Source organism: Mycobacterium sp. JS623, assembly GCF_000328565.1.
Lineage (GTDB): Bacteria > Actinomycetota > Actinomycetes > Mycobacteriales > Mycobacteriaceae > Mycobacterium.
Genome location: NC_019966.1, coordinates 4,708,716 through 4,722,799 on the forward strand (window position 1 = coordinate 4,708,716; position 14,084 = coordinate 4,722,799).

The 14,084-nt window shown below is 66.1% G+C and carries 12 protein-coding genes; 6 read left to right on the forward strand and 6 right to left on the reverse strand.

The annotated features are described in order from the left end of the window. Positions 1-12: 12 nt before the first annotated feature. Genes MYCSM_RS22995 through MYCSM_RS23005 form a run of 3 tightly spaced genes read right to left on the reverse strand, consistent with a single transcriptional unit; the run spans position 13 to position 4,296 of the window. Positions 13-1,911 carry an ArnT family glycosyltransferase gene (locus MYCSM_RS22995; protein WP_015308566.1) on the reverse strand — a complete coding sequence of 633 codons (1,899 nt, stop codon included), beginning with the start codon at positions 1,909-1,911 and terminating at the stop codon, positions 13-15. A gap of 23 nt (positions 1,912-1,934) precedes the next feature. Further along, the gene (locus MYCSM_RS23000) at positions 1,935-3,614 is read right to left on the reverse strand and encodes a sensor histidine kinase (protein WP_015308567.1); all 1,680 of its coding nucleotides are present in this window, start codon (positions 3,612-3,614) and stop codon (positions 1,935-1,937) included. Next, positions 3,592-4,296: a response regulator transcription factor gene (locus MYCSM_RS23005; protein ID WP_041314743.1), complete on the reverse strand. Its 705-nt coding sequence runs from the start codon at positions 4,294-4,296 to the stop codon at positions 3,592-3,594. Before MYCSM_RS23005 ends, MYCSM_RS23000 begins: the two co-directional genes overlap by 23 nt. Before the next feature lie 340 nt (positions 4,297-4,636). Between MYCSM_RS23005 and MYCSM_RS23010 the strand changes: the two genes are divergently transcribed. Continuing rightward, positions 4,637-5,203 (forward strand): hypothetical protein, encoded by a 567-nt coding sequence (locus MYCSM_RS23010; RefSeq protein ID WP_015308569.1) that lies wholly within the window; start codon positions 4,637-4,639, stop codon positions 5,201-5,203. 7 nt (positions 5,204-5,210) lie between these two features. Here MYCSM_RS23010 and MYCSM_RS23015 read toward each other — a convergent pair whose 3' ends face one another. Both MYCSM_RS23015 and MYCSM_RS23020 read right to left on the reverse strand, forming a co-directional pair. Then, entirely contained in the window at positions 5,211-5,456 is a 246-nt protein-coding gene (locus MYCSM_RS23015) for a hypothetical protein (RefSeq protein WP_015308570.1), read from the reverse strand. Positions 5,457-5,508: 52 nt separating this feature from the next. Beyond that, positions 5,509-5,790, reverse strand: coding sequence for a hypothetical protein (locus tag MYCSM_RS23020; RefSeq protein WP_041312568.1), 282 nt, complete (start codon positions 5,788-5,790; stop codon positions 5,509-5,511). 256 nt (positions 5,791-6,046) lie between these two features. Here MYCSM_RS23020 and MYCSM_RS23025 point away from each other — a divergent pair, with 256 nt between their 5' ends. Genes MYCSM_RS23025 through MYCSM_RS23040 form a run of 4 tightly spaced genes read left to right on the forward strand, consistent with a single transcriptional unit; the run spans position 6,047 to position 11,492 of the window. Beyond that, on the forward strand, positions 6,047-7,024 hold the full coding sequence (locus MYCSM_RS23025) for an ABC transporter permease (RefSeq protein ID WP_015308572.1): 978 nt from the start codon (positions 6,047-6,049) through the stop codon (positions 7,022-7,024). Further along, positions 7,021-7,944, forward strand: coding sequence for an ABC transporter permease (locus MYCSM_RS23030; RefSeq protein WP_015308573.1), 924 nt, complete (start codon positions 7,021-7,023; stop codon positions 7,942-7,944). Before MYCSM_RS23025 ends, MYCSM_RS23030 begins: the two co-directional genes overlap by 4 nt. Further along, positions 7,941-9,764 carry a dipeptide ABC transporter ATP-binding protein gene (locus tag MYCSM_RS23035; RefSeq protein ID WP_015308574.1) on the forward strand — a complete coding sequence of 608 codons (1,824 nt, stop codon included), beginning with the start codon at positions 7,941-7,943 and terminating at the stop codon, positions 9,762-9,764. Before MYCSM_RS23030 ends, MYCSM_RS23035 begins: the two co-directional genes overlap by 4 nt. Positions 9,765-9,821: 57 nt before the next feature. Next, entirely contained in the window at positions 9,822-11,492 is a 1,671-nt protein-coding gene (locus MYCSM_RS23040; protein ID WP_015308575.1) for an ABC transporter family substrate-binding protein, read from the forward strand. On the opposite strand, the gene MYCSM_RS23045 is transcribed toward MYCSM_RS23040, so the two are convergent. Beyond that, positions 11,479-12,765: an alpha/beta fold hydrolase gene (locus tag MYCSM_RS23045; RefSeq protein ID WP_015308576.1), complete on the reverse strand. Its 1,287-nt coding sequence runs from the start codon at positions 12,763-12,765 to the stop codon at positions 11,479-11,481. The two genes, MYCSM_RS23040 and MYCSM_RS23045, sit on opposite strands and share 14 nt — an antisense overlap. An 88-nt stretch (positions 12,766-12,853) precedes the next feature. On the opposite strand from MYCSM_RS23045, the gene MYCSM_RS23050 reads away from it, so the two are divergent. After that, on the forward strand, positions 12,854-14,071 hold the full coding sequence (locus MYCSM_RS23050) for an acyl-CoA dehydrogenase family protein (RefSeq protein WP_015308577.1): 1,218 nt from the start codon (positions 12,854-12,856) through the stop codon (positions 14,069-14,071). The last annotated feature ends 13 nt before the right edge of the window (positions 14,072-14,084 follow it).

Here is a 14,084-nt window from a genome sequence, read left to right on the forward strand (position 1 = left end):
CGTAGCTATGCGCTAGCTATGAATCGCGGACGGCTGCGTCAGGTCGTAAAGGATCACGCGGTCGACGGTCACCGGGGTGTAGTGGGTCTCCACCCATTCGGCGATATCGGTGGATTCGCTGCTGCCCGTCGCGCGGCCCCAGTGCCCGATCGTCATCCTGCCGCGGATGAAGTAGTGAATCTGTCGGTGCGCCACATACTGTTGAAACTCCTGCAGCGTCGGCGACGGATCGGTGCCGTTGAAGCCGCCGATCGCCATGATCGGTGCGCCCGTGGCTAGTTGGTAGCCCGCGGCGTTGTTCGAGCCAACGGTCGCCGCCGCCCAGGTGAAGCCGTGCGCATTCGCCGACAGCGTCGCCGACAGTTCCTTTCCGGGAGTCGGCGAGTCGAGCAGGCCGCCGGGACCGGTGAAGCCGCCAACGCCATGCTTGGCGGGCCCTGCCGACGGGATCGCGCCGCTGTGCGGGGCGGCCGCCGTGGCAACCGAATACACGGCGGGCGCCGCGAGACACGCCACCACGGCGAGGGCCGCCGCCGACCGGCCGACTGAACTGGCCAGGCGCCCCGCGACCAGCAGCAGCACTGCGGCGCCCACGCCCGCGACGGCGACCGCGGCCCGCAGCCACGGCAGCCATTCGCTGTCGCGCGATAACAGCACCGCCGCCAGGATGGTGGTGACCAGGACCGTGCCGGACAATGCCGTTGCGGCGCGAAGGTCGGAGCGGTTGCGCCACAAAAGCGTTGCCCCGATGCCGATCACGGCGCCGATCGCCGGCGCGAGCGCCACGGTGTAGTAGGGATGCACAATGCCATTGGCGAAGCTGAACACCGCCGCGGTGACGGCCAGCCAGCCTCCCCACAGGATCAGCGCTGCGCGCGTCAGGTCCGTCCGCGGTGCGCGTCTGGTGATGATGAGACCCGCGCCCAGGCAGATCACCGCGGCAGGCAGCAGCCACGCGATCTCCGGTCCCATGCCATTGCCGAACAGCCGACCCCATCCGACGTCGAAGTTGAGGTTGCCCAACCCACCGGGCTCGTCGCCGGTCAACCGGCCCAAACCGTTGTAGCCCAAGGCTAATTCGACGATGCTGTTGTGCTGCGAGCCGCCGATGTAGGGCCGCGCGTTCGCCGGCCACAACTCCACAAGCAACAGGTACCAGCCGCCCGACACCACGACGGCCGCGAGTGCGGCGAGCAGGTCGACGACGCGGCCTCGCATCCGATGGCCGCCTGCGACCAGATATGCGGCTCCGAACCCCGGCAAAACCAGGAACGCTTGCAGCATCTTCGCCAAGAATCCGAAGCCGACGAGAACACCCGCCGCGACCAACCACCACGTCTGCGCCCGCCCCGCTTCGCCCGCCTGCGTGCTGCTGTCCGTGTCGCATGCGCGCAGCACGCAGTAGGCGGCCGCGACCAGAAGCAACACGAGCAGCGCATCGGGATTGTTGAAGCGGAACATCAATGCGGCGACGGGCGTCACCGCAAAGACCGCGCCCGCCAGAAGTGCCGCGCCTTCGCCACTGACCCGACGGACCGCGGCGTATAAAACCGCAACCGCCGCAACGCCTTCGAGTGCCTGCGGCACCAGCACGCTCCACGGGTTCAGTCCGAACAATCGCACCGAGGCATCGATGATCCACAGCGCGGCGGGCGTCTTGTCGACGGTGATGGCGTTGGCGGCGTCGCCGGATCCGAACAGCATCGCTGTCCAGTCGCTGGCGCCGGCCTGTGCAGCAGCGGAGTAGAACGCATTGGCCCACCCGCTCACGGAGAGGTTCCACAGGTACAGCACCGCCGTCGCGACGAGCAGCACACCCAACCGGATGCGCGACCAGACGCGAACTCGCACGCCGGCAGCGGAATTTGTGCGAGTTTGCGTCTGCTCGGCGTCAAGAACGAGTGCGGTCATCAAGGCGAGTTTCCTTGAGCGCGCTAGGCGCCGGTTTTGGACGCGCTGTGATTCGCCTGTGAATTGCCAGGAAACTTCACCACGAACTCGGTTTTGCCGGGCACGCTGTGCACGCCGATAATGCCACCGTGGGCCCGCACGACGGCGGCGACGATGGCCAGGCCCAGTCCGGTGCTTCCGCCACGCCGGGAGCGCGACGAATCACCGCGGGCGAACCTCTCGAAGATCTCCGGCTGAAGCCATTGCGGAATACCGGGGCCGTCATCGGTGACCATCAGCACGGCGCCGTCGGAATCATCGAGCGACAGCGACGTCGTAACCGTAGTGCCGGCAGGCGTGTGCGTCCTGGCGTTTGCGAGCAGATTCGCGAGCACCTGATGAAGCCGGGCTTCATCGCCTACGACGACGACGGGCTCGTCGGGTAGGTCCAGCGACCACTGATGGTCGGGCCCGGCGATGTGCGCGTCGCTGACCGCGTCGACGACGAGCCGGGACAGATCGACCTGCTCGCGCTCCAACGGCCGCCCGGTATCCAGCCGCGCGAGCAGAAGCATGTCCTCTACGAGCTGTGTCATCCGTTCGGTCTCGGATTCGACCCGACTCATCGCGTGCGCGACGTCGTCGGGCAGGTCATCCCGTTTACGTTGCGCCAGCTCGGTATAACCGCGAATCGCGGCCAGCGGCGTGCGCAGTTCGTGGCTGGCGTCGGCGACGAACTGGCGGACGCGCGTCTCGCTGGCGTGGCGGGCCGACAGCGCGCCCGCGATACGGTCGAGCATCCGATTCAGCGCCGAGCCGAGCTGTCCGATCTCGGTGTCAGCGCTCGCCGGATCGACCTTGACGATCGGCGTCGGCAGCCGGACCTCGCCACGGTCGAGTTCGAGATCGGCCACCTGTCGCGCGGCTTCGGAAACCCTTGACAGAGGGGCAAGTTGGCGGCGAATGATGATGATGCCTGCGGTGGTACCGCCGACAAGTGCGACAGCACCGACAACGCCGAAGATGACCATCACCGTCAGCAACGTGTCGTCGACTTCTGAGGTGGGCAACCCTGTCACGATCGTCTCGCCTGGGCCGCGTGCGTGCATCGCGACGACGCGGTAGCGACCCAGCCCGTCGAGCCTCATCGTGATCGGTCTGTCGTTCGGCACGACGGTCGCGAGCTGTTGCGCTGCGGTGCTGCTGATTCCGGACTGTGTGCCGTCTGCGTTGATGATGCCCGCATCGACCGGGGCGCCGCGTTTCACGATGGCCCCAACCGTGCGGGCGGCCTGCCCAGGGGCGTTGAGAAAGGCAGGCCCCGGACCGAAGTCGTTCCGAATGAAGATGCGCCGCGGGAAGTCTGGCGGCGGGAAGGCAGGCAGCTCGTCCCTGCCCGACGGCCCAGGCATGTGGTCCAGGCTCGGTGGTCCAGGCATCATCTGGTCCAGCCCGGGCGGCCCTGGCGGCGCCGGCCGCCCGGGCGCCCCCATAGGCGGCCCGAATTCGAACAGCCCGACAGAGCGGTGGCCGGTCTCGGCCAGCCGGTCATCGAGCTGATTCATCAAAAAGCGTTGCAGCGCAAGCTCGGTCACCACCCCGATCGCCGCACACACCAACGCGAGCAGAACGATCTGAGAAGCCAGCAGGCGGGCCCGCAGCGACCAGCTCCGCGGCGAGCGGAACCGACCACGCCGCACGTCAGCGCGGGGGCTTGAGGACATAGCCCGCGCCGCGCAAGGTGTGAATCATCGGCTCGCGCCCGTTGTCGATCTTCTTTCGCAGATACGACACGTACAGCTCGACGATGTTGGACCGACCTCCGAAGTCATAACTCCACACCCGGTCCAGGATCTGGGCCTTGCTCAGCACGCGTTTGGCGTTGCGCATCATGAATCGCAGCAGCTCGAACTCCGTCGCGGTCAGCGAGATGAGCTCGCCGCCGCGGGTGACTTCGTGACTGTCCTCGTCGAGCACCAGATCGCCGACGACGACCTTGGCGCCGCCGGTCTCGCTGGTGACGCCGGTGCGGCGCAGCAGCGCGCGCAGCCGCAAGACCACCTCTTCGAGGCTGAACGGTTTGGTGACGTAGTCGTCGCCGCCTGCGGTCAGACCCGCGATGCGGTCTTCGACGGAATCCTTCGCGGTCAGCAGCAGCAGCGGCAGGCCGGGAATCTGCTCGCGCAACTTGTGCAGAACGTCCAGCCCGCTCATGTCCGGCAGCATCACGTCGAGCACCACCACGTCGGGCGGAGTCTCCTTGGCCGACGCGATCGCCGAGGCGCCGTCGCCGGCCGTCGCGATCTCCCACCCCTCGTACCGCAAGGCCATCGACACGAGTTCGGCGAGCACCGGCTCGTCGTCGACCACCAATACTTGGATCGGCTTACCGTCCGCGCGCCGCATCACCACACGCGCGGGTTCGGTCTCGTTCGCGGTAAAAGCGCTGGGACTGGACACGCGCTCATTATTCGTCGCGGCCATAGGTCTCGACTGTGCCTTGTCTATGTGTGAGCTGTGAAGGTGTCCAGGCATACGTGGCTCTGACAAGACACACAGCGGACTCACATCAACAGCTTGCACTGTGGTCGCATGAGCACCCGAAGACGAGCGCGAGTGAGGATCGCAGCGAGGAACGAGCGAGGACCGGAGCGAGCGGGAGTCGAGGCATGAGCACCCGAAGACGAGCGCGAGTGAGGATCGCAGCGAGGAGCGAGCGAGGACCGGAGCGAGCGGGAGTCGAGGCATGAGCACCGATCAGATCGTTCCCGAGCACCAGGTGTGGGGTGCGCCGCAGCCCGAACCGCGCCGCTGGGGCTGGCGCGAAAGCGCGGCCGCGGCGGCGGTTGCAGCCGTCATCGCCGCACTCGGCGGCGCCGCCATCTACGCCGCGACCCAGGGGACGTCGCATCCGTTCGGCGCGTCCCATCAGGCGCCAGGACCCCCAGGCGGAATGCAAGCTGGCGGGAGCGGTCGGCAGGGCGGTAGGCCCGGGCAGGGCGACATCGCACCGCCGTCACTGCACGGCGAATTCGTTGTAGCGGACGGCAACGGCGGATATCGAACTGAACTGACCCAGACTGGCGCGGTCACCGCCATTTCGCCGACGTCGATCACGGTGCGCAGCCAGGACGGCTTCAGCCAGACCTACGTCATTCCGAACACAGCTGGCAACGCCGCCGCGCCGTTCGCCGTGGACGACCAGGTGGCCATCCACGCCATACGCGACGGTCAGACCGCGACCGTCACCAACATCGGCAATCCCTTACCAGACCTCGGCGGGACTGGCTCGGCGCCGATACGCCACAACTAACGCCCCGTTACGGGGTCGCGAACCCGGACGGCGGCGTCGCGGTCACCGGCGGTGTCGCGACGCTGGTTTCCACAGTGGTAGGCGCCGTCGTCGACGTAGTGGTTCCGCCGAGCGTGATTTCCGGACCTTCGCTGATGCTTCCCGGTGCGCCGCTGAACACCACGGAGGACGCGCCCAACGCAACGAGGGCGCCGGCACCGATACCGGCCGCGACGAGTTTGAGCTGACTCGGATTCACCTCTGACCACTCCATTCGGTCTGCTGGCCTCGAACAGGTCGCGGAGGGGCCACAATCGACCCCTCCGTCAACTGGGTAACCGAAGGCTTCGGAGGTGAAACGTCAGCGAGGAGCCGGCCCCGCCAAAGCGCGTCGCCTTGACGAGCGGCACTGCGATAGTGGTTTCCGGCGAAGTGGGAGGCGTTTCCTGGGTGCTGGTCGCACCGACGGTCATCCCCGAGCTGGTGATCGTCGCGGGCGTCGCCTGCTGTTGGCTGATCGCCATGGTCAGCGCCCCCGCCGCCACTACCGCGCTGCCGCCGATGACGGCCGACAGCATCTTCACCTTGGTTCGCCTGGTTGCGTGCATTGTGTTTGCTGGTTTTGACCGTGAGCCGAGCCGCCCCTTCGATGCGGCGGATCGACAAACGCGCAGGTCGGGGCGAGTGAATCGAGAATTCTGTGAACACACTGGATCGAGCGTGCGAAGTGCTTGCGCGCGTGCTGTCACTGTTTTCACAGTCAGAGAGTCATTGGCGGCTTACGGCGCGCGGGCCCTTCGCGGCGGTTATCCAGGAACCATCTCTTACCCTGTGCCTCATGCACGCCGCCCTGGGACGTCGCCGATGACGCGATTCCTCGTGCGGCGGCTGCTGAACTACCTCGTGCTGCTGGCCGTGGCTTCGTTCCTGACCTTCTCGCTGGCCTCGCTGACGTTCCGGCCGCTGGACAGTCTCATTCAGCGGAACCCGCGCCCGCCGCAGGCCGTCATCGACGCGAAGGCTGCCGAACTGAACCTCGACAAGCCCATTCCGCTCCGGTACGGCCATTGGGTATCCGGCGTCGTGCATGGCGATTTCGGCTCCACCATCGGCGGCCAACCCGTTTCGGGCGAACTGTGGCGACGCATCGGCGTTAGCCTGCGGCTGCTCGTGATCGGCTCGGTCGTCGGCACCGTGATCGGTGTCGTGGTCGGCGCTTGGGGGGCGATCCGGCAGTACCGTCTTTCGGACCGCGTCATCACGGTGCTGTCGCTATTGGTCATCAGCACACCGGTTTTCGTGATCGCCAACCTGTTGATCCTTGCCGCGTTGCGGGTCAACTCGGTGCTCGGTGTGCAGTTGTTCGAGTACACGGGTGAGACGTCACCGGACGCGGTCGGTGGCGCGTGGAACCAATTCGTCGATCGTCTGCAGCATCTCGTGCTGCCGACGTTCACCTTGGCGTTGGGAGCCATCGCCGGCTACAGCCGCTACCAACGAAACGCGATGCTCGATGTGCTCGGCCAGGACTTCATCCGCACCGCCCGCGCGAAGGGATTGACCCGGCGCCGCGCGCTGTTCAAGCACGGTCTGCGCACGGCCCTGATCCCGATGGCCACACTGTTCGCCTACAGCCTCGCCGGCCTTTTCACGGGCGCGGTCTTCACCGAGAAGATCTTCGGCTGGCACGGCATCGGCGAGTGGTTCGTGCAAGGCATTGCGACCCAGGACGTCAACATCGTCGTCGCGATCACGCTGTTTTCTGGCGTGACGATTCTGTTGGCGGGCCTGCTTTCTGATGTCATCTACGCCGCACTCGACCCGAGGGTCCGGGTGCAATGAGCGAACCCATCACCACAGACACCGCAACAACCGCCAAGTCCGGCGTCGACGTCGCACGCTTCGCCTCGCGGCGCGAACTGGTGTGGCGCCGATTCCTGCGCAACAAGGCGGCCGTGGTCTCGCTGGTGCTGCTTGTGGCGCTGTTCATCGCCTGCTATGCGCTGCCGCCCGTGCTGCCCTACAGCTACACCGATCTCGATTTCTATGCGCTGCAACAGCCGCCGAGCACCGACCACTGGTTCGGCACCAACGCACTAGGCCAAGACCTGCTCGCCCAAACCCTGCGCGGCATGCAGAAATCCATGCTGATCGGCGTCTGCGTGGCCTTCATCTCGACGATCATCGCCGCCACGGTGGGAACAATCGCCGGCTACTTCGGCGGATTGCGCGACCGCACGCTGATGTGGATCGTCGACCTCATGCTCGTGGTACCCAGTTTTTTGCTGATCACCATCGTCGTACAGCGAACCAAGGGCGACATCGTCTGGCTCATCGTGCTACTCGCAGTGTTCAGCTGGATGATCAGCTCCCGAATCGTGCGGGGCATGACGATGAGTCTGCGCGATCGCGAATTCGTCTCTGCGGCACGCTATATGGGCGTGAGCAGCTGGCGGATCATCGTGCGCCACATCCTGCCGAATGTCGCGTCGATCATCATCATCGACACCGCCCTGAACGTCGGCGTCGCGGTGCTCGCCGAAACCGGGTTGAGTTTCTTGGGATTCGGCATCCAGCCGCCCGACGTGTCACTCGGCACGCTGATCGCCGACGGCACCAAATCGGTGACGACGTTCCCGTGGGTGTTCCTGTTCCCGGCCGGCGTGCTCGTGCTGATCATCTTGTGCTCCAACCTGGTCGGCGACGGCCTGCGCGACGCGTTGGATCCCAGCGCCCGGCCGCTGCGGAAGCGTCGCCGATGAGCCTGCTGCAGGTAAGTGGTCTGACCGTGACCTTCCCAACTGATGCGGAGCAGGTAAACGCGGTGCGCGGCATGAACTTTGACGTCGACGCGGGTGAGGTCGTCGCGCTCGTCGGCGAATCCGGCTCCGGCAAATCGGCCACCGCCATGTCGATCATCGGGCTACTGCCGGAGTACGCGGATGTGTCCGGATCGATTCGGCTGCGCGGCGAGGAGCTGCTCGGACTGTCCGACGGTGAGATGTCACAGATTCGCGGCAGAGCCATTGGCACGGTGTTCCAGGATCCGATGTCGGCGCTGACGCCCGTTTACTCGGTGGGTGACCAGATCGCCGAGGCATTGGAAATCCATCGGCCGGACATCGGTAAGCGCGCCGCGCGCACCCGCGCCACCGAACTGCTCGAGCTGGTCGGCATCGCCCAACCCGAGCGCCGGGCCCGCTCGTTCCCGCACGAACTCTCCGGTGGCGAACGGCAACGCGTAGTGATCGCAATCGCGATCGCCAACGATCCCGACCTTCTCATCTGTGACGAGCCGACGACGGCACTGGATGTCACGGTGCAGGCGCAGATCCTGGAGGTACTGCGGACCGCGCGCGACGTGACGGGGGCGGGCGTGCTGATCATCACGCACGATCTCGGGGTGGTCGCCGAATTCGCCGACCGCGCACTGGTGATGTACGCGGGTCGCGCAGTCGAGACGGCCGGCGTCGATGCGTTGTACCGCGATCGCCGAATGCCCTACACCGCTGGCCTACTCGGCTCGGTCCCGCGGTTGGACGCGCCACAGGGCACCCGGTTGGTACCGATTCCCGGCGCCCCGCCTTCGATGGCCGCGCTACCACCCGGCTGCCCGTTCGCCCCGCGCTGCCCCCTGGCGATCGACGACTGCCGTGCCGCCGAGCCCGAGCTGATCGAGCTGACCCCAGGTCACCGCGCCGCCTGCATCCGCACCGACCAGGTGGCGGGCCGAAGCGCGGCGGAGATCTATCGCGTGTCCACCGAAGCACCCCCGGTAGTAGCCGACCGCGACGCGCCTGTGGTGCTACGGGTGACGGACCTAACCAAGACATACACGTTGACGAAGGGCGTCGTGCTTCGCCGGAAGGTCGGCGAGGTGCATGCGGTCGGCGGCATCAGCTTCGAGCTGCAGCAGGGCCGTACGTTGGGCATCGTCGGCGAATCCGGCTCGGGCAAGTCGACGACACTGCACCAGATTCTTGAATTGGCCGCGCCGCAGTCCGGTTCCATCGAGGTGCTCGGCGCCGACGTCGCCACACTCGACCGCCATTCCCGTCGAGCGCTGCGCGGCGACCTACAGGTCGTGTTCCAGGATCCGGTGGCCGCGGTCGATCCGCGCTTGCCGGTATTCGATGTGCTGGCAGAACCGTTGCAGGCCAACGGTTTCGACAAGAACCGAACGGACGAGCGAGTCGCCGAGCTGCTGGGCATAGTTGGTCTGCGTCGCGAGGATGCCAGTCGCTATCCCGCCGAGTTCTCCGGTGGGCAAAAGCAGCGGATCGGCATTGCCAGGGCCCTGGCGCTGCAGCCGAAGATACTCGCGCTCGACGAACCCGTTTCGGCGCTCGACGTGTCGATCCAGGCCGGCATCATCAACCTTCTTCTGGACCTGCAGGAGCGGTTCGGCCTGTCCTACCTGTTCGTCTCGCACGATTTGTCCGTCGTCAAACATCTGGCCCACCGCGTCGTCGTGATGTACGAGGGCAAGATCGTCGAGCAGGGCGACGGCGATGAGATTTTCACCAATCCGCAGCAGGAGTACACACGCCGCTTGCTTGCCGCAGTTCCTCAACCCCTGTAATTCCCCGTCGCTGCGTCCTGCCCGCCGGACACTGAATCGCAGGTAACGTCTGTCGCCATGAAGTTCCGACGCTTCGCCGTAGTTGCCCTTATCGCAGGTCTGATTCTCACCGGATGCTCCGGCGGCAAGAAGGAAACGCCGCAGGCGGGCGGATCCGCCGAGGTCGGGACGACCAACGACATCAATCCCCAGGATGTCTCGAAGCTGCAGCGGGGCGGCAACCTCCGGCTGGCGCTCACCGCGTTTCCCGAGAACTTCAATCCGCTGCACATCGACGGCAACTCCGCCGACTCGGCGGGCATGCTGAAGTCGAGCATGCCGCGGGCGTTCCGGATCGCCGCCGACGGGTCGATGACGCTGAACACCGACTACTTCACCGGCGCGGAACTGACCGGCACCAACCCGCAGGTGGTCACCTGGACCATCAACCCCAAAGCGGTCTGGAGTGACGGCACACCGATCACCTGGGAGGACATCGCCTCGCAGATTCACGCCACCAGCGGCAAGGACAAGGCCTTCGCCGCCGCCAGCCCCAACGGGTCCGACCGTGTCGAATCGGTGACGCGCGGCGTCGACGACCGCCAGGCGATCATGAAGTTCGCCAAGCCCTATGCAGAGTGGCGGGGGATGTTGTCCGGCAACACAATGCTGCTGCCGAAGAGCATGACCTCGACACCCGAAGCGTTCAACAAGGGTCAGCTCAATGGTCCCGGTCCGTCAGCCGGGCCGTTCATCATCTCCACCGTCGATCGCACCGCACAGCGAATTACGTTGACCCGCAATCCGAAATGGTGGGGTGCCCCCACACTGCTGGACAGCGTTACGTACCTGGTGCTTGATGACGCCGCGCGCATCCCCGCTCTGCAGAACAACACCATTGACGCCACCGGCTTGGCCACGCTTGACGAGCTGACGATCGCGCGCGGCACCAACGGCGTTGCGATTCGTCGTGCGCCCGGCCTGAGTTGGTATCACTTCACCTTCAACGGTGCGCCCGGATCCATCCTTGCCGACAAGAATCTGCGTCTCGCGATCGCCAGGGCCATCGATCGGCAGACGATTGCGAACGTCACCCAGCGCGGACTGGCGGACAATCCCGTGCCGCTGAACAACCACGTCTACGTCGCGGGCCAGGAGGGCTATCAGGACAACAGCGGGGTCGTGGCGTTTGACCCCGAAAAGGCCAAGCAGGAACTCGATGCGCTTGGGTGGAAACTCAACGGCCAGTTCCGCGAGAAAGACGGCAAGCAGCTGGTCATCCGCGACGTGCTCTACGATTCGCTTTCCACGCGTCAGTTCGGGCAGATCGCCCAGAACAACCTGGCCCAGGTCGGGGTCAAGCTGGACCTTGACACCAAGGGCGGCGCGGGGTTCTTCTCGAACCACATCAACGTCGGCGACTTCGATATCGCTCAATTCTCTTGGGTGGCAGACGCATTCCCGCTCTCGGGCCTGCCGCAGATCTATGCGTCCGATGGCGAAAGCAACTTCGGCAAGATCGGCACCCCGGAGATCGATGCGAAGATCGAGCAGACGCTACAGGAGCTCGACCCGGCCAAGGCGCGCGAGCTGGCCAATGAGGTCGACAAGTTGCTCTGGGCCGAAGGATTCAGCCTGCCACTGACGCAGTCTCCCGGAAACGTCGCGGTGCGAAGCACTTTGGCGAACTTCGGCGCATTCGGTCTTGCCGATGCCGACTATAGCAAGATCGGTTTCATGAAGCCGTAACCCGTTGCACGGCACGGGGAACCGCGGCAGGCACGGCCTGCTCCACCGCAGCGGCGGCGGCGATGCCCCAGATCAACAGCCGAACCCCGAGGCCCCCGGGCGTCGAGTCCAGCTTTTTGGCTCGCGCGGGAAGCCCTGCGGTCGCGCCGTCGTAGGTGGCCTTGATGATGTCCAGCGCGGCGCGCTCGCGTAGGTCGATGGCCGAATGCCCCGCGGTAGCGAGCTTGACCAGCACCGCGCCGGGGATCAGTGAGGCGATCCGGTCGGCAACGGCGGGCGGGGTGATCAGGTCGCGGCCGCCGGAGATGACAACAGTCGGCCAGCTGAACTTGGGCATCGCGTCGACGAGATCGAACGGCTCGGCTTCGAATTCCGTTGCGCCTAGGTCGAACTCGCGGTAAGCAGCGGCGGGATCCAGCGGCTTTCCGTCGGGAACAGCAGCGTAGTTCAGTTCGCGGTACCCGATCCTGCCGACCAAATCAGGCTCATGGCGGTAGGGCGCCTTGCGCTCGAACAGGAAGCGCGCGCCCCGGTCCAGCGCCGACCACAGCGCCCGGCGCCCAGCCAGCAACAGGTCGAGTTGACGCTGCAACACCGCGGGCCCTGCGAAGCCGTACACCGCAGCGGCCAGCTGCGTGGCCGTCGGGCTCAACATCTCCTGGCCCACGAGCTGGCGCACCTTGGCGGCCAGGTCAGCGGTCTCCGGGGTGTCCCCGTCCCACAGCAGCCGGCGGGTCGCCTCGCGGACAGCGTCGATATCGTCGGCCGACAACACCGGCGAGTCAAGGATCATCGCGTGCACCCGATTCGGGTGTCGCACACCGACTCCTGCGGCGACATAGGTGCCGTACGACGTGCCGTAGATGGTGGCAGTAAGGACCCGAGCATCGTCAAGGACAGCGGCGACGTCGTCGACCACCTGGTCGATGGTCAATGCCTCCGGCGGCAGATCGGTGCCGGCGTCGTCGTGCCGAGACATGCCGACGCCGCGGTGCTCGATCATGATCACGTCGAGGCCTTGAGCGGCAGCGCGACGCCGGAATCCCCGGTAGAGGGCGATCGATGCGGCGCCAGGCCCGCCGGGGATGACGACCAGCGGATGTGCCGATTTGCGGCCAGTTCGCACATAGAACAGGTCGAAGTCCTCGCCGCCTTCCAGAGCCGCCTGGCCGGCGACATGGGAGCCCGGCCGGATCGGCCTGCGCACCGCACGCACGCCAGGCAACGCAGCCAGCTTGTCGTGCGCCCGGCGACGCTTGGCGTTCATCGTCATCACCACACATTGTGCCCCGTCGATTGCTCTTTGGTTCCGGATGATCCAAAGCAGTGCTGCCGCGGTCGCGTGTCGGTAGAACCAAGCCATGACCTCCGTTGACCGCGTGACCCGCACCCTGCCCGGTTCGCCTGAATGGGCAGCCCTGCTGTCCCAGATCGGCGCTGGCGCTAAGGACCGAGATCTCAACGACGAGAATCCATTTGATCAGGTTTCGGCGTTGAAACGCGCCGGTTTCGGCACCCTTCGGCTGCCCGAGCATCTCGGCGGTGCGGGACTGACTGTCCCGCAACTGTTCTCAGCAGTAATCGACGTTGCCCGAGCCGATCCCATTGTGGCCCACATCTTCCGGACGCACTTCTGGTTCGTCGAGGAGCGGCTACGCACTGTTGATGACCCGAGTTCTGCGCGGTGGTTGCACAAGGTCGCTGCGGGCAAGATTTTCGGCAACGCGTTCAGCGAGAAGGGCGCACTGGCCGTCGGCAGCCTGGTCTTCAACACCCGCTTGCTGCCCGACGCCGCTTTTCCTGGCAGCGGTTACCGGCTGAACGGCGAGAAGTTCTACAGCACCGGCACGCTGTTCTCCGACTATCTGACCGTCGCCACCACCACCGACCACGACTCGGTCGCCACCGTGGTGGTGCCTGCCGACCGCGACGGCGTGCGGCTGATCGACGACTGGGACGGGTTCGGCCAACGCCGTACCGGCACCGGCACCACGGTGTTCACCGACGTCGCGGTGTCCGCAGATGAGATCCTTTCCGATACCCCGTACGACGCCCACCCGGTTCCGACAGTGCAGTACGCGTCGTTGCAGCTGTACATCCACGCGGTCGTGGCGGGCATTCTGGCCAGCGTCGTGGATGACGGTGTCGCGCTACTGCGTTCGCGCGACCGCAGTTTCAGCCACGCGCTCTCCGAACGGCCGACCGACGACCCGCTGTACCAGAAGCAGCTGGGCGAACTGGCCGCGACGGCCTACATCGCGCGGGCCGTGGTGCTCGACGCCGCCGAGGCGATCGCCGCGGCGACTGTGACCGACGGGGTGCCCGACGCGCAGCTGGCCGCGGAGGCGCAGCTGAAGGTCGCCAAGGTGAAGGTGCATCTCGACGGCGTCGCCCCTGAGGCCGCCACCCGACTGCTGGAACTCGGCGGTGCCAGCGCGGCCAGCAGGCAGCGCAACCTCGACCGGCACTGGCGCAACATCCGCACCATTACGCTGCACAACCCGGTGGCGTACAAGGCGCGGGTGATCGGCCAGAACCTGTTGCACGGCACGCCGGTTCCGGCCAACGCCTACTTCTGAGCCATTGCGGAGC